This is a genomic window from Allostigmatella hybrida, from assembly GCF_020103775.1.
Lineage (GTDB): Bacteria > Myxococcota > Myxococcia > Myxococcales > Myxococcaceae > Hyalangium > Hyalangium aurantiaca.
In genome coordinates this window covers 66,195-92,810 of sequence record NZ_JAHXBH010000022.1, presented here as the reverse complement: position 1 = coordinate 92,810, position 26,616 = coordinate 66,195, and the positions used below count along the sequence as shown (strand labels likewise).

General features: G+C 69.8%; 18 protein-coding genes. 2 read left to right on the top strand and 16 right to left on the bottom strand.

Going from position 1 to position 26,616, the window contains the following annotated elements:
• Window positions 1-10 precede the first annotated feature (10 nt).
• The 16 genes from KY661_RS26905 to KY661_RS26830 form a co-directional block, all read right to left on the bottom strand.
• Window positions 11-502: a sigma factor-like helix-turn-helix DNA-binding protein gene (locus KY661_RS26905; protein ID WP_225412949.1), complete on the bottom strand. Its 492-nt coding sequence runs from the start codon at window positions 500-502 to the stop codon at window positions 11-13.
• Window positions 503-553: 51 nt separating this feature from the next.
• A complete protein-coding gene (locus KY661_RS26900; RefSeq protein WP_083423500.1) occupies window positions 554-1,078 on the bottom strand; it encodes a MerR family transcriptional regulator in 525 nt (174 codons plus the stop codon).
• 204 nt (window positions 1,079-1,282) lie between these two features.
• On the bottom strand, window positions 1,283-2,998 hold the full coding sequence (locus KY661_RS26895) for a serine/threonine protein kinase (RefSeq protein ID WP_225412948.1): 1,716 nt from the start codon (window positions 2,996-2,998) through the stop codon (window positions 1,283-1,285).
• A gap of 19 nt (window positions 2,999-3,017) precedes the next feature.
• Window positions 3,018-4,997 (bottom strand): serine/threonine protein kinase, encoded by a 1,980-nt coding sequence (locus tag KY661_RS26890; RefSeq protein WP_225412947.1) that lies wholly within the window; start codon window positions 4,995-4,997, stop codon window positions 3,018-3,020.
• A gap of 163 nt (window positions 4,998-5,160) precedes the next feature.
• Complete coding sequence (locus KY661_RS26885) at window positions 5,161-5,514, bottom strand: hypothetical protein (protein ID WP_225412946.1); 354 nt, start codon at window positions 5,512-5,514, stop codon at window positions 5,161-5,163.
• A 167-nt stretch (window positions 5,515-5,681) separates the two neighbouring features.
• Entirely contained in the window at window positions 5,682-8,624 is a 2,943-nt protein-coding gene (locus KY661_RS26880) for a choice-of-anchor D domain-containing protein (RefSeq protein WP_225412945.1), read from the bottom strand.
• Window positions 8,625-8,800: 176 nt separating this feature from the next.
• Window positions 8,801-9,448 (bottom strand): CDP-diacylglycerol--serine O-phosphatidyltransferase, encoded by a 648-nt coding sequence (pssA, locus tag KY661_RS26875; protein WP_225412944.1) that lies wholly within the window; start codon window positions 9,446-9,448, stop codon window positions 8,801-8,803.
• Window positions 9,449-9,539: 91 nt separating this feature from the next.
• Window positions 9,540-11,477, bottom strand: coding sequence for a two-component system sensor histidine kinase NtrB (locus tag KY661_RS26870; RefSeq protein ID WP_225412943.1), 1,938 nt, complete (start codon window positions 11,475-11,477; stop codon window positions 9,540-9,542).
• A gap of 84 nt (window positions 11,478-11,561) precedes the next feature.
• A complete protein-coding gene (eutB, locus tag KY661_RS26865; RefSeq protein WP_225412986.1) occupies window positions 11,562-13,865 on the bottom strand; it encodes an ethanolamine ammonia-lyase subunit EutB in 2,304 nt (767 codons plus the stop codon).
• A gap of 40 nt (window positions 13,866-13,905) precedes the next feature.
• Window positions 13,906-15,045 (bottom strand): serine/threonine protein kinase, encoded by a 1,140-nt coding sequence (locus KY661_RS26860; RefSeq protein ID WP_225412942.1) that lies wholly within the window; start codon window positions 15,043-15,045, stop codon window positions 13,906-13,908.
• Between the two features lie 141 nt (window positions 15,046-15,186).
• On the bottom strand, window positions 15,187-16,107 hold the full coding sequence (locus KY661_RS26855; protein WP_225412941.1) for a ribose-phosphate diphosphokinase: 921 nt from the start codon (window positions 16,105-16,107) through the stop codon (window positions 15,187-15,189).
• Window positions 16,108-16,163: 56 nt separating this feature from the next.
• Entirely contained in the window at window positions 16,164-16,889 is a 726-nt protein-coding gene (deoD, locus tag KY661_RS26850; protein ID WP_075010343.1) for a purine-nucleoside phosphorylase, read from the bottom strand.
• Window positions 16,890-16,926: 37 nt separating this feature from the next.
• Window positions 16,927-18,078 (bottom strand): LOG family protein, encoded by a 1,152-nt coding sequence (locus tag KY661_RS26845; RefSeq protein ID WP_225412940.1) that lies wholly within the window; start codon window positions 18,076-18,078, stop codon window positions 16,927-16,929.
• Window positions 18,079-18,138: 60 nt separating this feature from the next.
• Window positions 18,139-18,552: an MGMT family protein gene (locus tag KY661_RS26840; RefSeq protein ID WP_225412939.1), complete on the bottom strand. Its 414-nt coding sequence runs from the start codon at window positions 18,550-18,552 to the stop codon at window positions 18,139-18,141.
• 113 nt (window positions 18,553-18,665) lie between these two features.
• A complete protein-coding gene (locus KY661_RS26835; RefSeq protein WP_225412938.1) occupies window positions 18,666-19,586 on the bottom strand; it encodes a metal-dependent hydrolase in 921 nt (306 codons plus the stop codon).
• A gap of 158 nt (window positions 19,587-19,744) precedes the next feature.
• A complete protein-coding gene (locus KY661_RS26830) occupies window positions 19,745-21,253 on the bottom strand; it encodes an FAD-binding oxidoreductase (RefSeq protein ID WP_225412937.1) in 1,509 nt (502 codons plus the stop codon).
• Window positions 21,254-21,334: 81 nt separating this feature from the next.
• Here KY661_RS26830 and KY661_RS26825 point away from each other — a divergent pair, with 81 nt between their 5' ends.
• Together KY661_RS26825 and KY661_RS26820 are read left to right on the top strand one after the other, a co-directional pair.
• A complete protein-coding gene (locus KY661_RS26825) occupies window positions 21,335-22,840 on the top strand; it encodes an ArnT family glycosyltransferase (protein ID WP_225412936.1) in 1,506 nt (501 codons plus the stop codon).
• A 135-nt stretch (window positions 22,841-22,975) separates the two neighbouring features.
• Window positions 22,976-26,509 carry an endopeptidase gene (locus KY661_RS26820; RefSeq protein ID WP_225412935.1) on the top strand — a complete coding sequence of 1,178 codons (3,534 nt, stop codon included), beginning with the start codon at window positions 22,976-22,978 and terminating at the stop codon, window positions 26,507-26,509.
• Window positions 26,510-26,616 lie beyond the last annotated feature (107 nt).

Below are 26,616 nucleotides of genomic sequence, written 5' to 3'. Positions count from 1 at the left end.
CCCGGGGAATTCAGGGCTTTCGGGCCGACACGGGCGGCTCGGCCTCGGTCGCCTCGCGCAGCTTCATCAGCCCGCGCGTCTCCACCTGGCGGATGCGCTCGCGGGTGAGGTTCATGATTTCACCCACCTCTTCCAGGGTGATGCCCCCCTTCTCCGCCACATCCAGGGCGCAGGTGTGCTCCAGCTCGGTGATTTCCTTGTCCGGGAAGTTGAGCTTGATGGAGCCCGTCTCCGGGTTCACATCCAGGTAAAGGTTGTGCTTACAGGAGACGAACAAGCACGGCCGGGGACCGTTCACGCAGTCGGCCCGGGTGCGCGGGCGCTGGGAATCGATGTTCTGGAGGAGCTCCGTCTCCTCCGGGTCCATCTGCCCCGTCAACCGGCGGCGCCGCAAATCCCGCGCCATCTCCTTGCGCGACATGGTCTTCGAGCGGCGGCGCTCCGCTGTCTTTCCCTCCTCCGCCCCCTCCTCCTCGCCCTCCAGCTGCTTCACTTCCGACATGACCCCTCCAGAAAGGTTCCAATCCGTGCGGTTGCCCTGGCCGCCGGCATCCTAATGCGAACTGCCCGTTTCGTCTGCGTGCGCGGTGACGGCACTGCCCAGCCGGGCCACGTCCCGGACCAGATCCTGCGCGCGACTCCTCAGGTTTGCCAACTCCTCCTCGAGCATCCGCCGGTGCGCCCCGCCAAAGGGGCGGTCTCCCAGCTCGGCCTGGAAGCCGTCAAGCACCTCGGCCAGATTCCGCTGGAGCTGGTCGATGTGGTTCTTGTGGAAGAGAAATGAGCGCTTGATGTCCTCCAGGGTGTGCCCCTCCGCCATCATCTTCTTGATGGCGTTGATGCGCCGGACGGACTCCACCGGGTAGAGCCCCCGGCTGCCCTGGTGCTTGCCCTTGCGGCCCACGCGGCGGCTGCGCGGCAGCAACCCCGCCTGGACGTACTTGCGGAACGTCGCCTCCGACAGCTGGACGCCGCACGGGCGGAAGATCTCCAGGATGGCGCTCGCCGGCAGCCCGCCCGCGTGGTCGCGCTCGATCCGCTCAATGTCCTCAAGGCCCAGTAGGTCCATCGCTTCCATTCAATAGAGGATACTGAAGAGACGCCACTGAGTGCCAGAACCGATCGGGCCCGTCAAGGCGGAACTCGGCCTCACGGGCTCTGTTCAGCAGTGGACAAAGGAGCGTCCCATCAGGCCAGAAAGACCCGGTCTGGACGCGGAAACGCCCTCCGCAAGCGGCGGAGGCTCAGCCCCGGAGGCGGTGGAGGCACGGGCGCGAGGCGCTCAGGGCGCCAGGGCGCGGAACTCCCGGGTCACCGTTCCATCGGACACGATGGTGATGGACTCGGTCTTGGTCTTCTTGGGGTGTACCAGCGTGATCTGGTAGCTCCCGGGCTCCAGGGGGAAGACCTTGCGGCTCTGGACCTCACCCAGGGAACGCCCGTTCACCAGCACCGTGGCGTATGGCGTCGCCTTGACGACGAGGCGGCCCTTCGGCAGGGCCGAGGGCTTGGCGGCCGCTTCCGCCAGGGAGGGCTCGGCCGGTGTGCGCTCCGGAGCGGAAGGCCCGGGGGACGGCTCCACCGGAGGGAGAACGGCTTGCCCGGCTTCCGGTTCCGTCACGGCCGGAGCAGCGGCAGGCGCCTGAGCCGTCCGGGATGGCTCGGCATCATTATAAGGAGCGGGCGGCGCAGCCTGCTTCTGGGACAAGGCCAGGCCCCCCGCGCCCGCGAGGACCCCAAGGGCCCCCAGCCCGAGCCCCACCCACAACCCTTTGCGCCCGGAAGACGCCTCCCCTCCCCGCCCCGAGGGCTTGGAGGCCTCCACGGGCACGCCCGGATTCCCGCTCACCGGCCCCGGGAGGGGCAGCCGGTGCGTGGGCGCGTGAACGTCCTCGTCGGGAGAAGGTGCCGCTGGGCTCCCAGCGCCTCCCAGGCTCGAGCCCCGGCGGCGCGGGGCACCCGGCATCACGGCCGTGGGCTCGCGAAGCCCCGGTTCGGACACCGGGGGCGCTGCCGGCACGGCTTCGGCCGCGGACTGCTGGGTCCGCTCCCACACGGCCGGCAGGTGCTGGGCGGGCGTCCCGCCAAAGAGCCGGCGCAGAAAGGCCCCCACGTCCGTGTCGTCCACGGACCGGGCATGGTTCATCACACACTGGGCCAGCGCCCGCTCGAACTCCGACGCCGTCTGGTAGCGCTCCGAGGCGTCCCGGCAGAGCGCCTTCATCACCACGGCCCCCAGCTCCTCCGGCACCTCCGGGTTGAGCCGGGAGGGCGGCGCGATGGCGCTCTCCTGGACGGCGCGCAGCACGGCGAGCTCCGAGTCCCCGTCGAACAGCCGCCCGCCGGTGAGCATCTCCCAGAGCACGATGCCGAGCGCGAAGACGTCCGTGCGCGCATCCACGTGCTCGCCCCGGGACTGCTCGGGGGACATGTACGCGAACTTGCCCTTGAGCATGCCCGGCGAGGTGAGCTTGTTGCCCGCCTTGGCGATGCCGAAGTCGGTGAGCTTCACCGCCCCGTCGAACGAGAGCAGCACGTTGTGCGGGGTGACATCCCGGTGAACCAGGAAGAGCGGTTCGCCGTTCACCTGGAGCCGGTGCGCGTAGTGGAGCCCGCGCGCCACCTCCACGCCAATATGCGCCACCAGCACGGGCGGCATGGGCTCCCGCTGCTCCTTGCACTTCTTGCGCAAGTCCCAGAGCGTGCAGCCCCGCACGTACTCCATCGCCAGGTAGTACGTGTCCTCGTGCTTCTCGAAGTCGAAGATCTGCACCACGTTGGCGTGGTTGAGCCGCGAGGCCAGCCGCGCCTCCGCGATGAACATCTCCACGAACCCCGGATCGCTCGCCAGGAACGCGCGCACCTGCTTGATGACGACTTCCTTCTCGAAGCCCTCCGCCCCCTGGGCGGTGCACAGGTAGATCTCCGCCATCCCGCCCTCGGCGAGCTTCCGGCGGACGATGTACTTACCGATCTGGGCACCTGCGGCGAGCGTCACGGGAGGATCCGGGCCATGGCTAGAAGTGGACGTCCACTTCGTTGAGCGTGAGCGCCTTCACCTCGACGCGCTGGTTGTGCGACCTGTTCAGCTCCGGGTTGTGGAAGGTGCACTCGTGCACGCCCACCGGCAGCGTCACCTCTCTCATCATGGGGGTGGTGCCCAGGGTGAGCCCATCACAGGACACCCGGGCCCAGGGCGTGACGGTGAAGCGCACCTTCGCCTTGGCGCTCTCCTCGCCGCGCGACCTCTTGATGGGGGCAGGCGCCGCCACCGGGGCAGCAGGGCGCGGTGGACGTGACAGCACGAACCGCTCCCACTGCGAGGGGCCCTCGTTCACCTTCACGCGCCAGCTGGCGCCCTGGTACTCCGGCGCCGTCACCCGCACCTCCAGCTCCTGATTCCGCGCCGCCTGGATCACCACCGGGCGAGGCCCCTGCTGCTCCTTGCCATCCACGAAGACCGCCGCATCGGAGGGCTTCGTCTCCAGGGTGAGCTGCACGAGCGCGGGCACGGGCGCGGGCTTCTCCTGCGCGGGCGCCGGTTTCTCCGGCACGTGCTGGGCGGTCTCGGGCGCCAGGAGCCCCGGCGCCAACCACACCCACAGCAGGGCCGTGCCCCCCGCGACGAGCAGGAACGCGGCCAGGCCCATCAACCACCCCCACCGCGAGAACGTCTCCGGACGGCGGCGCGAGGGCGCCCGCGTGGTGTCCGTCACCGACAACGAGTGCGCCTCTTGCTCCGTGCGCGTCTGCACGGAGACCGTGGGCTCCGGCCGGCGGACTTCGAGGGCCCGGGGCGTGACGCTGCGCCGCTCGGGACGCTGGCGGTCCGTCTCCTCCGGATCATGGACCGGCTCGGCAGGCCGGCTGGGCCGGGCGGAGCGGCCCGGCGAGCGCGCCGTGGCCTCCAGCACCACGGCCTCCCCCCCCTCGCCCCGGTCCGCCCGGGTGACCTCCCTCGAGGAGGGACTCGCACTCACCCCCGAGCGGCGAGGCGTCTCCCCCGAGGGGCGCTGCACCGGGACGGGCAGTTCCTCCTCTACCGCCACCTGCCCCGTGCGGGCCTCCCGGGCCAGGCGCTCCGCGTACACCGCCTGCATGAACTCGGACAGGTCCGCCGAGGACGACGCCGACGGGTGCTGGTGCAGCCACTCCTCCAGCGCCACCTGGAGCTGGAGCGCCTCGGCGTAGCGCGCGTCGGGATCCTTGGCGAGCGCCTTCAGGACAATGGCATCCAGGTCAGACGGGACGCGCGGGCTGATCTCCGACGGCGGCGTCACGTGGCACTCGGACACCGCCGACAGCGTCTGCATGTCCGAGGAGCGCTTGAACAGGCGCGTGCCGGTGAGCAGCTCGTAGAGCACCACCCCCAGCGCGAACACATCGCTGCGGCAGTCCACCCGCTTGCCCGCCGCCTGCTCGGGGGACATGTACGAGTACTTGCCCTTGAGCACCCCCGAGCGCGTCACCGTGGCCTGGTCCGCCGCCTTGGCGATGCCAAAGTCCACCACCTTCACCTCGCCCGCGAACGACACGAGGATGTTCTGCGGCGACACATCCCGGTGGACGATGCCCAGCGGCTTGCCCAGCGGATCCAGCTTCTTGTGCGCGTAGTCCAGCCCCGCGCACGCATCGATGATGATGCGGCAGGCGAGCGCCACCGGCAGCGGGTGCGCCAGCGCCTCGGCGCGCTTGCAGATGCGCCGCACGTCGTCCCCATGGATGTACTCCATGGCCAGGAAGAAGCTGTCGTCCTGCGCCCCCAAGTCGTAGAGCTGGACGATGTTCGGGTGGGCCAGCCGCGCGGCGATCCGCGCCTCATCCAGGAACATCCGGACAAACTCGAGATTCTCGGCCAGATGGGGGAGAATGCGTTTGACGACCACCAGGGGGGCGGAGGCGTCCTGCCCCTTGCGGCGGGCGAGGTAAATCTGCGCCATCCCGCCCAGGGCGAGCCGTTTCACGAGCTGATAATTGCCGTAGGTCTCGAGCGACACGGTGCAACTTGCCCCCCCGTGCCCGGTCATCGAGCCAGGGGAAGCCCAGAAAGCCAAAGGCCCCGAGCGTATGTCCCACCGGCGAGGGGGTCAAACCCCGGCTACCGATTCCCCGCAGGCCCGCCCCGGGCCCCCACCGCGGGCGGGGCAAGGCGGCGGGCGATCACCCGCCCCGGCGCAGGGGACGGCGGGCGCGGGTCTCGCGCATCAAGGCTTCCAGCTCGTCCAGGTGCCGCCGCAGCACCGGCAGCAGCACCGGGGCGCTGTCGACGCGATCAAACAGCTCCAGCACCTGGTCGACCTGGCGCTCGATCTCCTCGGCCCGCGCCGAGGAGATGTTGCGCAGCAGCAGGTCCGCACCCGCTTCGATGAGCACCCGGGCCACCGCGTCGCGTGACGTCAGGGGCTCGGGGGGGCGCTTCTGTCCTTCTCCCCGGATCACCCGGAGGTTCGGCCCCGGCGAAGTGGACCCCGTCCGCTCCGCGGACATCGAAGGCTTGGGCTGACGTGTGCTCACCGGGCGTCTCCTCGGCTGCTGCAGTGACGGGCTCAGGGTACTCAGCACGCGGTGTCCTCCAATTTTCTGGTCATCCGCACAGCTCCATGCAGCCCTGTAGCACCGGGGGCTGACACGTCTGTGCGGGGCCGGAAATCAGGGCTCCGCGTGCTGCTCCCTTGCAGCGTTCACTGGCAGGCGCGCCGGTAGGAGACCTCCACCTTGGCGCCGGGCGCGGGGCCCGGCGAGAAGACGACGGCGTTGGAGACGCCGTCGTACGTCCACCCGCTGGTGGCGGGCACACCGTTGATCCGCACCACCACCGAGCCCACCTCTGGCAGCACGCTCAGCGGGAAGCGGTCCTGGGGCGAGAACGCCTTGTTGGCCACGTTGCGGAGCAGCGGCGCGTAGTCCGGCGCGCAGACGGAGACCACCTCGCCTCCGGTGCGCTGGGCGGCCTCGGAGTACCGGAGCCCGGTGCCGCCCGCGGTGCCGCAGGCGCTGCCCGTGGGCGCGATGGCGTAGATGGACATGCGCTGCGGCTGGTACAGGCCCTTCTTCGCCTGGAACGAGCGCACGTACGTGTCCACGCTGTCGGGCGAGTGGTCGTCCTCGTCGCCCACGAACACCACCACCAGCGCGGCCTCGTCGCGCAGGAAGCCCAGGTTGCCGTCGTTGAGCTCGGGCGTGCGGGGGTCATCCGCGCTGTTCACCAGCGGCTCGGAGAGCGCCCGGCGCACCGCCTCGAAGCCCTGTTCCACCGCGGCGCACTGCCCCACCTGGGCGTTGGCCTGGAGCCGCGCGGCCAGGTCCGGCATCTGGTGGGTGAGCACGCGCGGCGCGCTGCCATCCACCGGGAAGAACCGGCCCGCCTCACCGCCCTGGGCGCCGCCGGGGCAGGCGTTCGACTCCGGGGTGATGCCCGTGGTCGTCACCGCCACGTGCAGGTCCACCTGCTTGTCGAGCGCCGTGCTCACGAAGGCGGGCAGCGCCTGGATGAAGCGCGGCTGCTCCTCCACCATGGACGCGGTGTTGTCCACCACGAAGAGCACGTCCACCTTGGTGGCATCCTGCTGGATGAACGTGTCCGTGTTCTCGACCTTCTTCGAGGACTCGCCCAGCAGCGGCACCAGCAGCGGATGGGGCAGATCACTCGACGCCACGAAGAGCGGCGACAGGTTCATGCCGCTCACCTGGGCGAAGTAGTCCACCTCCACCGTGAAGCCCTCGTTCGGCTGCAGCGCGAAGGGCATGGGCGACGGCGCCGAGCGCAGCGCGAACTCCAGGTCCGTGGTCCCCGGGCCCACGAAGACATTCGAGACCGTCACCGGATCCTTGCACGCGTTGACGTAGCGCACCTGCCGCGGCGCGGCCGGGCAATCCCGGCGCGCCAGGCCGAAGTCCACGAAGTACGGATCCGGCACAAGGCACGTGCCCTGGGAGTGGGCGCTCAGCGGCACGAGCACGAGCGGGTTGGCGGGGTCCGCCTGCTCGATTTGCAGCGTGCCCAGGAACGTCCCGCCCGTGGCCGGGGCCGTGAAGGCCACCTGGAAGGCGAACCAGTCGCCCGGATAGATGACCAGCCCGTCCAGGTCCCCGCCCGGCAGCCGGAACACCCCTCCCCCATCGTCGCGCACGCGGATGTTCTTCACCGGGCACACGTCGTGGCCGCGGTTCTCCACCTTCACACCCAGCACCGCGCCCTTCCGGGGCCGCACGGTGCCAAAGTCCACGGCCATCGGGTTGATGGCCAGCTCACACGGCGCGTGGGGCTCGGCCCCGCCCTTGAAGTCGAGCTGCACCCGCCCGGCGTTGAAGGCGTTCGTCTCCACCACCAGCGCCCCCGTGGCGGGCCCCACCACCGAGGGCTCGAAGAAGACCTTGAGGTTGAGCTCCTCACCCGGCTGCAGCGTGTGCGGCAGCGCCACGGCGGGCGTGAGGTTGAACTGCGGCTGCGCCGAGGTGTCCTGGAGCGCCAGGCCGGTGAGCTTCAGCGGCCCCCCGTTCTCCGAGCCGCAGTGCTTGATGTTGACGGTCACCGCCGTCTTCGAGCCGATGGGCTTCTGGCCGAAGTCGTGCGCCATGGGCGAGATGCACAGCTCCGCCGCGCCGCCATGCCCCATCAGCGAGATGGTGGTGGTGGGGTGGCGCTTGCTCACCACCTGGAAGGTCATCACGTCGTCCGCGGGCCCCATGTGGCCGGGGCTGTAGCGCGTCTCCCACTCGCGCACCTCGCCCGGCTGGAGCACCAGCGGAAACGCCGTGGTGGCATGGGTGAAGGAGGCGTCCTTGCCCCCCAGGTCCATGCGCGACACCGTCATCGGCTCGGTGCTGAGGTTGTGCAGGCGGGCCATCAAGCGCTTGTCCCGGTCCACGGGCACCCCGCCGAAGTCCAGCGCGCCCGGCTCGGCCACCACCGCCTGCTCCAGGGACTCGGCGGACACCAGCACGGGCACGTCCGCGCACCCGTGGCACGGCGTCACCGCGAGCGCCACGTTCTTGCGCCCCACCAGCACGGGGTTGAACGTCAGCGGCAGCTCGCGCGTCTCGCCCGGCGCCAGCTGCACCGGCTCGATGACGAACTCGTCCTTGTCGGCGCCCACCAGCCGCGTGGCCACCTCCACCGGCATGTCCGTGGGGTTCTCCACCTTGACGCTCAGCGTCTTGGAGGAATCCGCCTCGATGCGCCCGAAGTCCAGCCGCCGGGGCGACACGCGCGCCATGGCGTCCACGCCGGTGCCGTTGAGCGGAATGCGGATGAAGGGCTCCACCTTCGAATCCGAGCGGATGACGAGCGTGGCGGGCAGCGCCCCGGACTCCAGGGGCGCGAAGCGCACCTTCATGGAGCACTCGCTGCCGGGCAGCAGGCTGTGGGGTCCTTCGTGGGTGAAGGCGGCCACGTACGTGCCATCCGGCCCTTCCACCCACACCTCATCGACCGAGAGGCGCGCACGCCCGACGTTGCGCACGGTGACGTCCACCTCGCGCCCGTCGAAAATCGCCACCCGCTGGAAGTCGATGCCGGCCGGCGTCACCGCCAGGCGGCCATCGGCCATCGACGAGCGTTCCCGGTCCGCGCATCCGGAGAACAGCCCCAGCACGAGCACCCACAGGCCCCAACGCCTCCGCATGATACCCCTCCCCGCCCCACACCATCACCCTGTTTGCCTCCAGAGGCCCGCCCACTACCCACATGGGAAGACCCGTGGATCACGTGGCGAAACTAGGCACCTGCCCTGGGCAGGGCAACCGCCCACGGCAGGACAGGGGAAGGCATCCCCCGCGCCCAACGTGCACTGGCCAACGCTCAGAACTTCGGGATGCGCAGTGTCTTACTGATCATCGCGCTGCCACTGACCAGGTAGAGCAGCACCAGCGGGTGCAGCGAGAAAGCGCCCACCTCCCACACGCCGCCCAACAGCCCCTCCCCGGGGCCAATGCGGCCCTTCCACGTCGCCACCGCCAGCACCGCCACCAGCGCCAGGCTCGTTGGGATGGGCGTCCCCTCGAAGTAGCGCACCTTGCCCGTGCCATCGGAGAGCTGGGCCGCCGTGACGTTGAAGCGCGCCAGGCGGCTGATGCCACACGCCACGAAGTAGAGCAGCACCGCGACATCCAGCGCGCCGCGCATCCCCACGGCGAAGGCCAGGGCCGCGGGCGCCATGCCGAAGGAGATGACATCCGCCAGGGAGTCCAGGTCCGCCCCCAGGGGCGAGGACTTGAAGCGCCAGCGGGCAATGCGCCCATCCAGCGCATCGAGCGCGAACGCCAGCGGCATCAGCGAGAACGCCACCCAGAGCCAGCGCGTCTCCCCGGTGGCCAGGTACTGCATCGCCGAGAGGATGGCCCCCGCGCCCGAGAAGCCATTGCCCAGCGTGACGAAGTCCGCGAGCACGAAGGTGCGGATCATCGAGAAATGGCGGCCTTTCTGCTTCTCGTGAGACTCGGTCGTCATTTCCGAACGATCCCCGGGATCGCCAGGGCACACCATGCTTTTTCGCGTCTCCTGACGCGCCAGGGGCCCGCCGCGTGCGCTGACGGACGGCTCAGCTGGCCTCCGGCCGCTTCTGCTCGGAGGCGGCCGGGGGCTGCTCCGGCAGGGCCGTCACGGCGCCTCCGCCCGCGGGGGGCAGGAAGACCCGGAAGGTGCTGCCCTTGCCCAGCTCGCTCTCCACGGTGATGCGGCCCCCCAGCGCCACGATGATGCCGTGGCAGATGGACAGGCCCAGCCCCGTGCCCACGCCTGCGGGCTTGGTGGTGAAGAATGGATCGAACAGCCGGCCGAGGTTCTCGGGCGAGATGCCCGTCCCCGTGTCCTTCACCGCCACCACCGCCCACCCTTGCGCATCCTGGGTGGTGGTGAGGCGGACCTCGTTGGCCTTCACGTCCCCGCCCTCGGGAATGGCCTGGGCGGCGTTGACGATGAGGTTGAGGAACACCTGCCCCAGCCGGGACTCGTTGGCGAGCACGGGCGGCAGCGTCCCGTACTCCTTCACGAGCCGCGCGCGGTGGCGCAGCTCGCTCCGGGCGATGTTCGCGCACAGGTCCAACACCTCGTGCACGTTCACCTGGCCGTAGCGCTCCTCGTTGCTCCGGGCAAAGGTCTTCAGGTCCTTGACGATGTCGTTGACGCGGTTGCCGCCCACGAGCGTCTCCTGGAGCGCCTCCCGCACTTCCCTGCCGCGCTCGCTGGCGAGGCTCTGCCCCTCTTCCATCAGCGCGCGCAGCTCGTCGTCGATGAACCGCAGGTTGCTCAGCATGAACGACAAGGGGTTGTTGATTTCGTGCGCCACCCCCGCCGCCAGCGTCCCCAGCGAGACCATGCGGTCCGCGGCCCTCAGGCGCGTCTGCACGGCCTTGCGCTCGGTGACATCCCGCACGATGGACACCACCGCGGGCTTGCCGTCGAACACGAGCGGAAAGGCCACCACCTCGCCGAGCACCTTGCGCCCCGAGCGGTGCTGCCACTCGACCTCGGCGGCCGCGGAGGCCGCCTCCAGGGGCGCCCCCGTCAGCGTCTCCTCCTCGTCCGACGAGGGGAGCAGCGCCTCCATGGGGCGGCCTTGCAGCTCCTCGGCCCGCTCGTACCCCAGCATGGAGACGCCGGCCGGGTTGATGAAGACGAGCTGGCCCTCGCGGTGAATCAGGATGGCATCCGGCGAGCGCTCGATGAGCGTCTGGAAGCGCTCCTCGTTCTCCTCGAGCCGCTGGCGGTTGCGGCCGATCTCCGCCGCCAGCTCGTCGATGGCCAGCCCCAGGTTGCCCAGGGCATCCGTCCGGGGCAGCTCGGACTGCGCGGAGGGCGCCACGCCCATCTGGTTGCGCACATCGTCGGCCAGCTTCTGGAGCCGCCGGCCGAGGATGACGTGGAACAACACCCCGATGCCCGCGGCGAGCAGCAGGAACAGGAAGGTGGCCTGCACCACGGTCCGCTGGGTCTCCTGGCGGCTGGCGGCCTTGAGCGCCATCAGGTCGTGCTGAAGGAACAGGAGGCCCACCCGGGGGGGCGTGGTGTCCGGGTTGAGGAAGACGGGGTAGCTGCCCACGAGCTGCCCCCCATCCGGGCTGACGTCCACGCTTCCCGTCCAGTCCGTGCGGGCGTGCGCCGCGCGTTCCGTGTACGGAGGCTGGGCGAGCTCGGGCCACGCCTCCTGCAGGGGCTTGCCGATCAGCTCCAGCCGGGTCGAGGCCAGGACCAGGTCCTGGTCATCCACCAGCAGCGCCACCCGGACGTGGGGGTCGGCGCCCAGCTCGGAGATCCGGGCCCGCACCGCGGCGAGCTGCCCGGCCTTGAGGTTGCGGGCCAGCGCCATCTGCAGGCGGGCCATCCGCAGGGTGACTTTCTTGGCGGTGCTCTCCTCCACCCCGAGGAGACGGGCATTCCCCTCGTGCCGCAGCGTGTGCAGCCCCAACGCGACGGCGTAGGCCACCAGGAGAAGGAATGGCAGCAGCAGCAGGTACCCACGGGTGCGCTGCCCTGCCATCCACCATCCATCGCCACTGGACATGCGTTTCTATGTACTTCACACGTCAGGGGGGATGCACTAGGGCAAAGCCCTCTTCGGTGCTCAACCCCGGCAAAGTTCTCCCAGGATGCGAAGGGCCTCCCGGGCGGCGTCCTCCGGCCGGACGCTCGTGTCCGAGATGCCCGCGATGACCCGGGTCAGGTCGTGGTCGACCGGCCGGGGCGCGCCCGTCCACCCCTTGCCCGAGGGGGCCGTGAGGTACATGGAGAAGCTGTGGTGGCCGGAGCCGGGGCGCTCGCCCACCACGTGGATGAGGGCCCGGGGCAGCGGGTCGGCCGCGTCCCCGAACAGCAGCTCTCCCACCTGGTAGCCCGCGCGGACCCGGCCATAGGACACCACCAGGTGCTCGGGGGCCACCCGGTAGTCGTGGGCCTCCAGCTCCCGCCGCAGGGCCTCCAGGAAGGGGCCCAGGTGGCCCTCGTCCATGAGCGAGCGGGGGTCCAGGCCGTCCGAGATGACGATCTGGGCGTCCCAGCGGGCCTCCCGGCGCAGGCGCAGCGCCTCCACCCGGCTCACCGAGCTGGCCTCCAGCCGCTCTCCGGAGACGGGGTGGAGGATGTAGTCGCGCCGGTCCATCGCCTGGGTGCGCAGGCGCACCGCCTGGGAGATCGTCTCGATGAACCGGGGGGACAGCTCCGTCCAGATGCCCGCCTTGGCGTCCTCGTAGTGGCCGCGCACCTCCTGCTCCAGCCCGGCCACCATCTCCCAGGGCCGCGCCCCGTGCCCCACCGCGAGCGCGACGCTGCGGGCATGGACTTCGGCCATGCCCCGCTCGGCCTCCGCCCGCAGCTCCGCGTCCGGGCGGGTGTCACCCTTGCGCCGGCGGTACTGCGCGTAGACCCAGCGGGGGTCCCCGAAGTGCTCCGTGGGCCGCCCCTGCGCGTCGATGACGCCGAGCTGCTGGAAGAAGGCCCACATCCGGTCATCCACCCGGGTGCCCCACCGCTCGCGCAGCCGCACGTGATCCTGGAAGGACGTAGTGAGGTAGCTGAGCATCGGATCATTGCGCGTGGGCAGCGCCATCAGGTAGCCGGGGCTCGCGGGGGCGATCTGGTCCTGGCACCAGCCGAGATCATCCAGCGTCACGTCCATGTGGAGCGTGGAGCAGATGTCCAGGCCGATCATCAGCCCGTGCAGCTTGCCCATGACGATGTCTTCGAGGCAGCAGCGCACGAGCTGCTCGCGGGTGCGGAACACCTCCGGGCCGATGAAGCCTGCCACGTCGTTGACGTGCACCCAGGGCTCGGCCTCGTGCCCCGCTCCCACCCGCGCCAGCGCCACGCGCCGCTTGAGCGCGCGGGCGAAGCCGTACTTGCGCGACTCCAGCAGCACCATGTCGCAGCCGCCGTGCTGGCCGTTGGTGGCGTCGGCCCCCTGCCCCGTCTCGAAGTAGAGCCCAAAGCGGCCCGTGCGCCGCGCCGCGTACTCCACCATCTTCTCCAGGGTGAGATCGAAGGTGCCGTTGGCCGCGTCGGTGCCCGCGATGCTCTGGAACCAGATGCCCGTGGTGCCCGGCTGCAGTTCCTCCACGCGCGCCTGGACATCGATGTGGGCCAGGACGCAGTGGGGCATCACCTCCTCGAGCCCGAAGGTGACGAGGATGTCGTGCAGCGCGGCCTCCACCGCGGCCACGGACGTGGGGGACGAGGACACCGGGTTGGTGCCCAGCACCACGTCCCCCACCGCGAAGGACCAGCCGTTGAACACCTGCCAGCGGATGTCGTCCGGGTGGTCCGTGGGCGAGTTCGGCTGGATGCGCGCCCCGAGGTACCCGCGCGCGCCCAGGTGGCTGCCCGGCAGCGGGTGAAACACCTTGCTGCCCAGCGCGGTGAGCTCCGCGTCGCTCATCAGCTTCACGGCGCAGGCGATGACGTCACTGCCCAACCCGGCGCAGACGGACTTCACCGCCGCCTCCTCCGCCGAGAGCAGGAAGTCCTTCAGCCGGCCCAGGGTCCAGTCCGCCGTCAGGGCCTGGGCCTCGGTGTCGATCGCCTCCGTCATGAAGACGTGCAGCCGGTCTTCCAGGGGCGGGTGGGCATGGAGGTCTCCCACCCGGGTGCGCGCGAGCAGGAGCCGGGCATTGTCCCGGGACCGCGCGTCCGCCGCCGCCACGCCAATGGACGCATCGCCTTCCTTGAAGGCGTTGGCCGCGCCCAGCAGCTGCTGGTAGAGGCGAGGCTCGAAGCCTCCACGCGCGCGCTTCAGGTAACCGAAGAGGTCCTCGTCCGGGAGGATCTCCAGCAGGGCCACGCCCGGCTCCAAGAGCTCTGGGCGCTGGGGAATCCGGCCTTCAGCGGCATCTGGTGTGGGAGAGGATTCCTCGGACAACACCCGCTGTGGCTGCATCATGGGTACGGCCTCCATCCGCGAAGCGAGCTTCCCCCGCTCACATCATCTGGGACCAGGGCCCCATGGGCTCCTCGGGACACTTGCGGACCGGCACCGGATTGGCACACCAGGGGGGAGGCTCGAAGGGCAAGAGCGCCTTGTCGTGGGGCGGGTTGAAGTGCACCACCCGGGGCAGGCGCGGGCACCCGGAGCTGCCCTCCCAGGGGGCCGTGGGGCGGAGAATGCGCAGCGGGGACAGCTCCTGCCCCGCCGCATCCCGGCACCAGTCGAAGATGCGGGAGGCCCAGATGGACCGGGCGCCCGCGGACACGGCCGCCACCAGCTCCGCGTTCAGGGCCTCACCGCTGCGGGGCCGGTAATCCGGCTCCTTCTCCAGCAGCCGGAGAATCAACGCGCTGAAGGCCCGGGGGACGCGCGGGTTCACCTCGTGGGGCGCCACCGGCATCCGCATCTCGAGCGCGCCGTGGAGCACGTCCGGGGCGAGCGCCGCCGAGAAGGGCATGTGCCCCGTCACCAGCCAGTATGCCGTGGCCCCCAGCGCGTACAGGTCATCCGCGGGGCGGAAGTGGTAGCGCACGCCCCGGCGCCCCCAGTTCATCCGCAGGAAGCGCAGGGCCTCGGGGCTGCGGTACATCAGCAGCTCCGTGGGCAGCGGCATCCGGGTGAGCGTATCGACTTCCTCGTTGCCGCCCGCCCGCAGGTCCAGCAGCACCGGCTCCCCATCCCCGTCGCGGACGCGGATGTTGTCCGGGCGGATGTCCCGGTGCCAGACATCGCGCTGGTGCATGTCGTCGATGGCCAGCGCCAGCCGGCTGAGGATGGCGGCCCCCTGGAGGAAGGTGGGGTTGACGGTCTCCACCCAGTTCGACAGCGCCTGGCCCTTCACGTAGTCGCGCACGGAGTAGAAGAAGCCGCTCCGGGGCCGGGGCCAGCGCCCACAGGCGTGCAGCAGCACCACGTTGGGGTGAGCTCGCTTGAGCTGGGCCGTCCACTGATCGAACCGGCCCTCCGCCGCGCGAAGGGAGATGCGCAGCACCAGGTGCTCCCGGGGCTGACGCACATCCTCGACCCGGTAGACAGCCCCTTGGCTGCCATGTCCCAGGCGTTGGAGGACGCGCCAGTTGCCCACCAGGGTTCCTGGAATCAATGCATCTGGACGAACTGCGTACATCTCCATGTCCAACACAGAGAACTCCAGGTGTCAGCAGCAACGGCCACCCTAGCAGAGCTTGGTGGGTCATTCCAACCCCGCCCCTCTTAGACTCCGGGACAAGCCTGCCTCGGCTTACCTAAGCCCTCGGGAACTCAGCATCTTTGTCTAACGTCCTGACAGCCCAGCTCTCAACATTTCGATGGCACGGGCCAGCAACGAGGCGATGGAGACGGTCTCCAGGGGAATGGGAAGGGCCGCGGGCCTCGGCACGCTGTCGGTCGTCAGCAGCCGGAGCAGGGGCAGCCGCCGGAGGCGTTCGATGGACGGGCCCACCAGCAGCGAGTGCGTCGCCACCACGGTGACCTGGGGCTCGCAGCCCGCCTCCAGGAGCGCCTGGACCGCGGCCTCGATGGTGCCCGCGGTGGAGATCATGTCGTCCACGAGGATGGGGGTGCAGCCCTTCACATCGCCGGTGATGTGGTGGACATGCACCTGGGAGCCGCTCGTGCGCCGCTTGTGCACCACGGCCACGGGGAGCTTCAGCAGCGCGGCATACCGCTCCGCGCGCTTCATGGCCCCCAGGTCCGGCGCGACGATGACCGAGCCTGGGGTGACGAGCTGGCGCAGGCGCTCGGCCAGCAGGGGCATGGCGCTCAGGTGCTCCACCGGAAGGCTGAAGCAGCTCTCCACGGCCGGGCTGTGCAGGTCCAACGTGACGATCCGGTCCAACCCCGAGGCCCGGATGAGGTCAGCCACCAGCCGCGCCCCCAGGGGCTCCCGGCCCGTCTCCCGGCGGTCCTGCCGGGCATAGGCGAAGTACGGCACGAGCGCCGTCACCCGCCCGGCCCCCCGCCGGCGACACGCGTCCACCAGCAGCAGCAGCTCCATCAGGTGCGAGTCCACCGGGGGCCCCAGGGACTGGAGCAGGTAGACGTCACAGCCCCGCACCTCCTCGATGACCTCGACGTGGTGCTCGCCATCCGGGAAGCGGTCAATCTCACACCGCCCAGGCTCCACCCCGAGCGCCTCCGCGAGAGCCGCCCCCAGCACGGGGTGGGACGAACCGGACATCAAGACGACGCGCATGACAGCTCCCGTGCAGGTCTTTGACTTCCAGGGGGTACCGGATGAGGCGCCCCCGCTCACGCCATGGAGGCGCTCTCGGCGGCGGCGACATCCAGGGCCAGCTCGATCATCTCATCGAACGACGTCTGGCGCGCCTCCGCGGACAGCGCCTCGCCCGTGCGGAGCTGGTCCGACACGGTGAGCAGTCCGAGCGCCCGGGCGCCATACTCCGAGGCCACGCCGTACAGCCCGGCGACCTCCATCTCGATGGCCAGCAGCCCCATACGCTCCAGCGCATCGAGCAGCGCGCCCTGCGGGTGGTAGAACAGGTCCGTCGAGAACACGCTGCCCACGCGGGCCACGCGCGAGCGCCGCTCGGCCGCCTCCACCGCCCGGCGCACCAGGCCAAAGTCCGCCACCGCCGGGAAGTCGTGGTCCATCAACCGCATGCGGTTGACCTTCGAGTCGGTCCCCGCCCCCTGCGCGATGATGACGCTGCGCACCGGCACGTCCTTGCGGATGGCCCCGCAGCTGCCCACCCGGATGAGCACCTTGGCCCCGTACTCCTTGATGAGCTCGGTGGCGTAGATGGACAGGGAGGGAATCCCCATTCCATGCCCCATCACGGACAGCCTTCGCCCCTGGAAGGTGCCCGTGTAGCCATACATGTTGCGCACGGACGTCACCTGCTGGGGCTGGGTGAGAAACCGCTCGGCGATGTAGCGGGCCCGGAGGGGGTCTCCGGGCATCAGCACCACCTCGGCGAAGTCTCCCGGCGCGGAGGAGATGTGGGGAGTTGGCATGGCCTGAGACCATAGCCCAGGCCCGCCGGAAAAAGCCTCAGGTCTTTGCCCCCTCCGCCCGCTCGCGCTCGTACGCCTCCAACGCCTGGATGATCTCCTCCACGTCGTCGGTGATGCGCAGGTACCGCGCGTACTCGTACCCCTGGGCCAGTTGCGCGAGCAGGGGGTAGACGGGGCGCGTGCGCGTCCAGAACTCGCGGCCCAGGAAGATCATCGGGCTGATGACCCCCACGGAGTTGTAGTGGTTCTGGCACGCGTCCTGGAACACCTCCTGGATGGTGCCCGCGCTGCCGGGGGAATAGACGATGCCCCCCGTGGCGATGGTGAGCAGCCCATCCTCCCGGACGCTGTTGGCGAAGTATTTCGCGATGTGGGTGGCGAAGGGGTTGGGCGGCTCATGGCCGTAGTGCCAGGTGGGAATGCCCAGGCTGGCGCAGGCCAGCAGGTCCTCGTCCCGGAGCGGAAACGCCGCGCGCACCTCGAAGGCCCGCGCGAGCCACTCCCGGTCCGTGTAGCTCGGGGCCTGGGCGAGCACGGCCAGGCCTTGTGCCAGCTCCGCCTCCGTCCGCCGGGCGAACCAAGCCCCCACGTGCGTGGCCTCCATGGCACCGGGCCCTCCCCCGCTCACCATGAAGAAGCCCCGGCGCGTCAGCTCGCGCGCCAGCACCGCCACCGTCCGGTAGTCCGCCTCGCCCCGGCGCATGGAGTGGCCCCCCATGATGGCCACCACCTTGCGCGGGGGGCCTTCCACCGCCAGCAGCTCCTCCATCGCATCGGTGATGGCGTGGTCATGCAGCCGCTGTCCCAGCGTCTCGAGCAGCGACGGCGGGTTGGCCCGCCCCCGCTCGTTCCAGTGCGCGTAGATGCGCGCATCCAGCGTCTGCGCGTAGGTCTCCGGCCGGGCGGACTCGAAGCCCGCGTAGAGCTCCTCGGGGGTGTAGAGGCTGTTGCGGTAGGGCACGTAGGGCAGCCCCGTGAAGGGCGGGAACACCATCGCCCCGTGGGCAATGGCCGTCTGGAGCGCCTCCTTTTCGAGCTGGCACCCCAGGAAGATGGCCCCCGCGAGCGGCAGGACGCTCAGCTCCCGCGTGTGGCCCCGCAGATCGAGCCCTTGCAGGATGACGTTGGCGAGGGAGGCGCCACCCCGGAGGTGGCGCGCGAAGGCATCGAGGGTGTCGAGCTCGGTCATGGGAATCCTCACCGGGAGAATCCCACGCCTGCCCCCGCCGGGGCCCCGGTTTTTTTCCGCCTAGAACAGGCGGAGCTGGGAGTCCGGCGCCTCCTCCTCCGCGGCGGCCTCGGAGGACAGCGTCTTGCAGCCGTTCGCCTGCGCCCACTCCGCGCTGGGGCCCTCCCAGCGGAAGCGCTCCATGAGCGCATACCCCCGCTCATCGAAGCCAATCCCCTCGGCCTCGAGCTTGTCGCGCTGGTGCAGGCCCGAGGTGGTGATGCGCCCGGTGCGGCCGATGACGCGCTGCCAGGGCACCTCGACGGACCGGGGCCCGAGGGCCCCCATCGCATGGCCCACGATGCGGGCGTCGCAGCCCTCGGCCACGATGGCGGCGACATCCCCGTAGGTGGTCACCTTGCCGGGAGGGACCTGCTGGACGACCTGATAGATGCGCTCGTAATAGCCGCGCTCGTCACTGCTGCTGAGAGACATGGGGCTCCTGGCCTTCCCCGTGGACACCGCCCACCGGAAGGCATGTCCTGGGTTGTCCCGCAAAGACACTACCGGTCAGGTCATGTGTCAATCGTGAAAAGGAGCCCCCCGGCTCACTTCACGGACGGGACGGCCGGCTCCAGGGAGCTTCGCGTCCGGACGCCCTCGCGCTCGGGCTCCTGGCCCTGGAGCACCTGGTCCGCCAGGAAGTAATTGTCGTATTGCGAGGGGTGAAACCCCGGCCGGAAGTACTTGATGAAGAGGCCCAGGGCGCGAGGGGCCATCCGGTGCTTGCCCAGGAGCAGCTCCCAGGCGTCCTTCAGGGTCCGCCGCCGCCAGAGCTGCTGGTCCTGCTTCAACAGCATCGCCATGCCCGCGTTCAGGAAGCCCGCGACCACCAGGGCCCCCAGGAAGGCGCCCAGGAGCCTCAGCAGGTAGGACGGGTGCGTCGCCTTCAGCAGATCGAACGCCAGCGCCTTGTGTTCGATCTCCTCGGCCGCGTGCCACTTCCAGAGCTCGGCCATGGCGGGCTCCGCCTCGCCCAGCATGTTCGAGGACAGGACGATCTCGGCCAGCAGGGCCGTCATGTGCTCGAAGCCCGCGATGATGGACAGGCAGAGCGCGGGCCCGAGCCTCTTCTCGAACACGTCCTTGAAGATGCGGTCGGCCATCTCCAGGTACGCGTCGATCTGGTAGCCCTGGGCCCGGAGGTTGGCCAGGTACTTCGTGTGCACGAAGGAGTGCGTCGCCTCCTGCCCCATGAAGCCGCGCACCTGCCGCAGGAACTCCGGGTCCTTCAGGTTGACCAGCTGCCCGCGCATCACCCGCCCCATGAAGTCCTCGAAGGACACCACGAACAGATTGATCGCGTTGAAGAAGTGCGTCTGCGCTGGACTGCCCTTCAACCAGTGCTGGGGAATGGACTGCGGAAAGGAGAAGGCCGTGCGCCGAGGCCGCACGTTCCCCGTGTCGAGCGGCCTGTGCTCGAACCGGGACATGGGTTGAATGAAGACCGTGGACGGCAGGTGCCCCAAGGAGATCTCACAGGGAGAAGTGAGCGTTCAGCAGTGAGCATCATCATATACCCGGCCTCCCGAAAACCTGGGATCGCCCGGAAAGGACACCTGGTCTCCTACCTGTCAGGTGCCCTCCCCCTCGTGCCGGGGGCCCTTCCCCTTCAGGGGGGCGTGCCTTACGAAATGCCGTACTTGCCCGGGGCGATGACGCCCTGGGGGTCCATGGCCTTCTTGAGCCGGGACAGCACGCTGGGGAGCACCTCGAGCCGGGCCATCGCCTCCTCCTGCGCATCGAGCGGCGCGCGTGAGATGGGATAGCCCGCCTCGGCATAGGCCTTGAGCAGGGCCCGGAAGCATCTCCCGGCGCGCTGCCGCTCCTCCGCGTCCTGGCGGTTGAAGAGGATCAGGTGCAGCGCCCGGCTCATGCGGGGGCCACAGACATACTCGGTGACGAACTCGAAGCCGTGCTCGCCCAGGATGCGGCGGGACAGGGCCTGATGCTCGTTGGCGACGGGGCCCAGCATGGGCGTGGCCGGCAGGAACCAGGTGGCGCCTCCCCCCTGCCGCCACTGGACCAGATCCAGCTCGTCCCGGGTGGGCTGGCCGCTGAAGGTGGCCAGGTGAATCCGGAGGATGCGGCTCTGCTCCGCCTCGGCATGGGAGAGGTACCGGGCCTTGCCGGACCGGAGGAAGTGCGCCTTGACCCGCTCGAGCATCGGCTGCAGGGCCTCTTCCGTCGGTCCATAGAACGCGCCGGAGACGAGCCACGCGCCCAGGCCGTGCTTCTCCCGAAGCTCCTTGCGGAGCGCATCCGGCAGCGGCGTCCGGCCCTGGGTCCGCGCATACGGATAGGTCTCCTCGGTCCCCAGGGCGTAGAGGTCGCCCGTCACCTTGATGAGGGTGGGCACCAGGTTGTTGAGCTTGAGCGGCCGGACCAGCTCGATGATGTCGCCGAGGTCCGTGTCCTCGGGGAAGGTGAAGAAGAACGCGCGAATCACCGGCGGGCGGGGCATCAACCACACCCCCATCCGGGTGACGATGCCCAGGTTCGACTGCACGAAGAGGCCGTCCATGAACGGCCCGTACCCGTACTTGGACAGGTACTGGGTCTTCGCCCCGGGCGAGGCGCCATCGGAGGTTCGCAGCACCTCGCCGGTGGGCAGCACCACCTCGTAGCCGCAGCTCATCCCGAAGTGATCGAAGTACGGCGTGTAGCCCGCGCCCTTGTCGAGCGTGTTGCCCAGGATGCCGCCATCGGGCGGGCCCGACGTCGTGTCCATCATGAGCGTGTGCCCGCGCCGGCCCAGCTCCTCGTACATCTGAGCGTAGGTGACGCCCGGCTCCACCACGGCATAGGCGAGCGTCTCGTCGATCTCGACGATGCGGTTCATGCGCCGTCCGAGATCCACCACCACCTGGCCCGGCCGCACCGGGGACTTGAGCCCCAGGCCCCGGTTCTCCCCGGTGCTCGTGGGCCAGAGGGAGACGCCATGCGTGTTGGCCAGGCGGACCACCGTCTGCACCTGGGCGGTCGACTCCGGGAAGAGCACTCCGGCCGGGGGCCGGGCCCCGCAGGGCAGGAGGTTGACGCCGTAGCGCGCCAGGGTTTCGGGATTCGTGTCCACGGCCTCGGCGCCAAGTTGCTCGCGGAGGGCCGTGAAGAACAGCTCAAGGGAGGAGGGCATTCGGCCCTCATCCTGCCCCACCCGCCGCCGCGCTCCCAGCCCTGGGGGTGCGCTTCCATGTAAGGTGGCACCCGGCACTTCATGCGCGCGTTTCTCTCCAGCACCTGGCGGCTGTGCGCCCGGCATTCCTTGGCCGTGGGCCTCGTGGCCACGTTTCTGCTGAGCCTCCTGCTCCGGCTGCTCTACCTCCAGGCCTCGCCGGACCGGGACTGGCCCTTCTCCATCTTCTTCTATGGAGACTCGCGCTTCTTCCACCTCACCGCCCTGGAGCAGGCCCGGCACCAGCCGCCGCCCGTGGCCCTGCCCTACCACCCGCCCCTGTTCCCCGGGCTCCTGGGCATGCTGTACAGCCTGCTGGGAGCGCCCCGGGGCAGCGCCTTCCCCTACAAGCTGTGCCTGGCGGTGCTCCACTCGGCCACGGTGGCGCTGTCCTGGGCGTGGTGGCGCCGGCTGCTGGGGCCCGCCTGGGGCCTGCTGGCCACGGCGCTCTTCGCCTCCAGCTTCGGGTGGCTCGTCCTCTCGACGACGTACAGCAACGAGGTGCTGTACGTGTTCTTCCTCTCCGCCACGTGCGGGCTCGTGCTCCGCACCCGCGACGGGCAGTTGACGGCGGGCACCCTCGTGCTGCTGGGCGCGGCCATGGGGCTGGGCGCGCTCACGCGGGCCGAGCACCTGTACCTCTGGCCCTTCCTCCTGGCCTACGCGCTGTTCACCCGGCCCCCGGGAACCGCGCTGAAGCCCCTGCTGGGGCGCTGGGCCGCCGCGGTGCTCGTCTCCCTGGTCCTCCTGGTCCCCACGGCACTGCACAATGCGCGCATGCTCCAGGAGCTGAATGCTCGCGCCCCGGCGCTCGAGCCCCTGCCGGAGCTGACCCTGGTCACCGCGTACGGCCCCATCAACTTCGCCATGGCCAACAACGCGCGGGCCACGGGAGGGTTCACGCCGGACCTCATCAACCAGATGGGCCCGGCGGGCCACCTCGACCCTTCGAACCCCGCCCAGCGGCACCTGCTGTTACACGGTTACGCCGAGGGCCTGCGGTGGCTGGCCGAAAACCCCGGCGAGGGGCTCCGGCTGTGGCTCGCCAAGCTGGCCCGGTGGCTGGAAGGCCTGAGCCTGGGCTTCGGCCTCTCGGATTGGCCCTCGGGCCTGACCGGGGCGCGCGCGCCCGTGGATGTCTTCGTGCCCGAGCACCCCTGGCTTCACTGGCCGCTGGCACTGTTGCTGCTCATCGGGGCGGGGCTGTCCCTGCGCGCGCCCTTCCGGGCCTTCAGCCTCTGCACCGCCGTGGTCCTGCACCGCCTGCTCGTGACCCTGGCCTTCTTTGGTTACGCGCGAGGAATGCTGGTCCTCTTTCCCGTGCTGGTGCCGCTGATTCTTTTGCCTTTCATTGTCTTCATTCATTCCCGCCCTCGCCTGTCTCACAAGGTTCCCCTGTTTTTGGCGGGCGCCACGTTGCTCTTTTGGGTCGAAGCGGGCGCTCTCGCGCTCGGGGAACCGCGCCAATTCATGGCCAGTGGCAGCACGGAGCGCACCAGCGGCAAACTCATCCAGGACGACTGGGTGCGAATCTGGCCGAAACCGTGAGCCCCCCCTGTTCAGCGGGCTGTTCAATTTATTACACTTGCTGAACCTTCCGAGATTCGTCTTTCCCGTGCTGCCCATCCCCTGGGACCGGCTCCGGTCCCTTTTGTCGTGTCGTGGTCCCCGTAGGAGAATTGAATGCGTCATGTCGCGAAGTTGACCGCCTGTTGCGCGCTGCTGGGAGCAGCGGCGAGCTGGGCGATCGTTCCCCCCGAGTCAGGTCCTGGAACGCTGGCGAGCAAGGCCTTCTTCAAGCCCGAGCTCACCCTGACCATCAGCAACGTGCCCCTGCGTGAGCTCCAGCCGCAGATGTCCGCCTCGAGCCTGCGCGGGTGGGACGCGTTCTTCGCGCGCCACGGCCGCGACTTCAACGTCTACCTCGATGCGCGCACGGGCACCCCGACGTCCATCCAGGGTGTGATTCCCCTCATCCCCGGCGACGGCGTGGGCAACCGCGTCACGCTCGACAGCCTGCGCCAGCGCCTGGGCCGTGACGTCCGCCGGGTGGACGAGGCCACCATCGCCGACCTCGTCGTCCAGTTCATCGCCGAGAACCAGGACGCGATGGCCGTGGACCCGATGATGCTCGGCGAGCCGCGCGTCACGCAGATCACCCCGCAGCTGTGGCAGGTGCACATTCCCCAGCTGGTGGACGGGGTGCCGGTGCGGCACAGCCGCGTGGCGGCCACCATCAGCCACGGCAACCTCATCCTCATCGGCACCGAGGCGTGGTCCACGCCCCAGCGGCTCTCGGTGCGCCCCACCGTGGCGCCCGAGCAGGCCATCGCCTTCGCGGGCGACCGGTTCGGCCTGCTCTCGACGCCTAGCACCCTGTGGATGCAGCCCACGCTGGAAGTCGTTCCCCAGGTGCGCGCGGACGCGCAGCGGGGCCAGACCTTCGTGGGCACCTTCGGCCAGGGCTACAGCTACAACCTGGCGTGGACCTACGGCTTCCAGGAGCCCGGCGAGCTGGAGCGCTGGAAGGTCACGGTGGACGCGCAGACCGGTGAAGTCCTCTCCATGGAGGACGACAACCACTACCTGGATGCCTCCATCAAGGGCGGCGTCTACCCGACCACCAACGTCGGCACGTGCGCGGACAACACCGTGTGCGGCACCATGCAGCCCAACTCGCCCATGCCCTGGGCGGACACGGGCTTCCCCGCCCCCAACAACTACACGGATGGCGCGGGCGTCTACAGCTACAGCGCGGGCGAAGTGAAGACCACGCTGGCCGGCAAGTACGTGAAGATCACCGACACCTGCGGCACGCCGAGCTTCAGCTCCGCCACGGGCAGCATCAACATGGGCGGAAACAACAACGACCACGACTGCGTGACCGGCGGCGGCGGCGCGGGCAACACGGCCGCGGCGCGCTCGTGCTTCTACGAGACCAACAAGCTGCAGGAGCAGGCCCGTGGCTGGCTGCCCAGCAACACCTGGCTCCAGGGCCAGCTCACCGCCAACGTCAACCTGCCCCAGACGTGCAACGCGTTCTGGAGCCCCTCGGCCGCGACCGTCAACTTCTACAAGAGCGGCGGCGGGTGCCGGAACACGGGTGAGATCGGCGCCGTGTTCGACCACGAGTGGGGCCACGGCATGGATGACTTCGATGCCAACGGCACGCTCAGCAACTCCAGCGAGGGCTACGCGGACATCGCCGCCATCTACCGCCTGCAGACCTCCTGCGTCGGCTTTGGCTTCTTCCACACCTCGGACAAGGGCTGCGGCAAGACGCTGGACGGCTCGGGCTACAACCAGAACGAGGCCCTCCAAGGCGAGCCCTGGTGCAACACGAACTGCTCCGGCGTGCGTGACGCGGACTGGGCGAAGCACGTCGCCAACACCCCGGCCACCCCGTCCAACTTCACCTGCACCCGCTGCACCTCGGGCACAGGCCTGTGCGGCAAGCAGGTGCACTGCTCGGCCTCGCCCGTGCGCCAGGCGGCGTGGGACTTCGTCGCGCGCGACCTCCAGGCCGCGCCGTACAACTACGACTCGAACACCGCCTTCCTGGTGGCCAACAAGATCTTCTACCAGGGCAGCGGCAACGTGGGCACTTGGCACGGCTGCAACTGCACCGCGGGTACCTCCGACGGCTGCGGCGCCACCAACGGCTACATGCAGTGGCTGGCGGCGGACGATGACAACGGCAACCTGGCCGACGGCACCCCGCACATGACCGCGCTCTACGCGGCCTTCAACCGCCACGGCATCGCCTGCTCCACGCCGGCGCCGGTGGACTCGGGCTGCTCCGCCGGTCCTGCCACGGCCCCCGCCCCCACCGTCACCGCCGGGGACGGCCAGGTCGCCCTGCAGTGGTCCGCGGTGCCCAACGCCTCCGAGTACTGGGTGACGAAGACCGAGGGCTTCGCGGGCTGTGACTTCGGCAAGGCGAAGATCGCCACCGTCACCACGCCGGGCTACGTCGATGGCGAGGTGGCCAATGGCCGCCAGTACTGCTACTCGGTGGTCGCGGCCGGTTCGAGCGCCGCGTGCTACAGCGCGGGCAGCACCTGCACCTGTGTGACGCCGACGTGCGCGGCGCCCTCTTCTCCTGCCCTGGGCGCGCCGGATGCCGGCACCGGGGGCGTGGAGCTGGCCGCGGTCCTGAGCTGGACGGGCACGGCGGGCGGCACCTATGACGTGCAGGTGGCCACGGACGAGGCCTTCACCAACGTGGTGGCCTCGGCCACTGGCGTGCTCGGCTCGGAGTGGGCCGTCTCGCCCACGCTGAATGTCTCCACCCCCTATTACTGGCGGGTGCGGACGGCCAACTCCTGCGGCGGCGTCAGTGACTGGAGCGCCTCGCGCACCTTCACCACGCGCGGCTGCGTGACGCTGCAGGCCCCCGCGACGCAGAGCCCGACGAACGGTGCCACGAACGTCGAGCCCATCCTCTCCCTGAACTGGGGTGACCGGCCGAGCGCCACCGGCTACGAGGTGGAAGTGGCCACGGACGAGGCCTTCACCAACGTGGTGGCCTCGCACACCTCGGCGGCCAGCCTCTGGGAGCCGAAGACGGCGCTGCTCACCAGCACCACCTACTACTGGCGGGTGCGCTCGACCGATGTCTGCGGCCCGAGCGCCTTCAGCGGCGTGTCCAAGTTCACCACCGGCAGCACCTGCGTGCCGGCCCAGGCCGGCTTCGACGCCACCCTGACGGCTCCCAAGTGCGCGGCGGGTTGCGCCTGCGACACGGGCCCCACGCTCATCAAGGGCCGGGGCACCATGACCAACGGCAACGAGACGAACCGGCCCAACACCCTGTCGACGTCCGTCTGCGCCGACGGCAACAGCGGCTCCTTCCACTCGGACGAGAGCATTGACCGCATGGCCATCAAGACCGTGGACAAGGGCCCCCTGTACGCGGGCAAGAAGGTCACGGTCGAGGTGACGGTGTGGTGCTTCGGGACCGCGGACTCCCTGGACCTGTACTACACGACCAAGCCGTCCAAGCCGTACTGGAACACGCTGGCCACCAGCCTCCCCTGCACGGCGGCGGATGCGGGCAAGGCGAAGACGTTCACCCACACGTTCAACCTGCAGTCGAGCTCCACGGGATTGCAGGCCATCCGCGCCCAGTTCCGCTACCAGAGCTCGGCGGGCACCTGCTCCACCGGCAACTACAATGACCGTGACGACCTGATCTTCACGGTCTCGCCCCGCTAAGGGCGGCGCGGGCCTGCTCCGGCACCGGGGCAGGCCCCTGAGCACGAAGCGGTGAAGGGCTCCGGGGAAACCCGGGGCCCTTTGCTTTGCGGGACGGAAGAATGGAC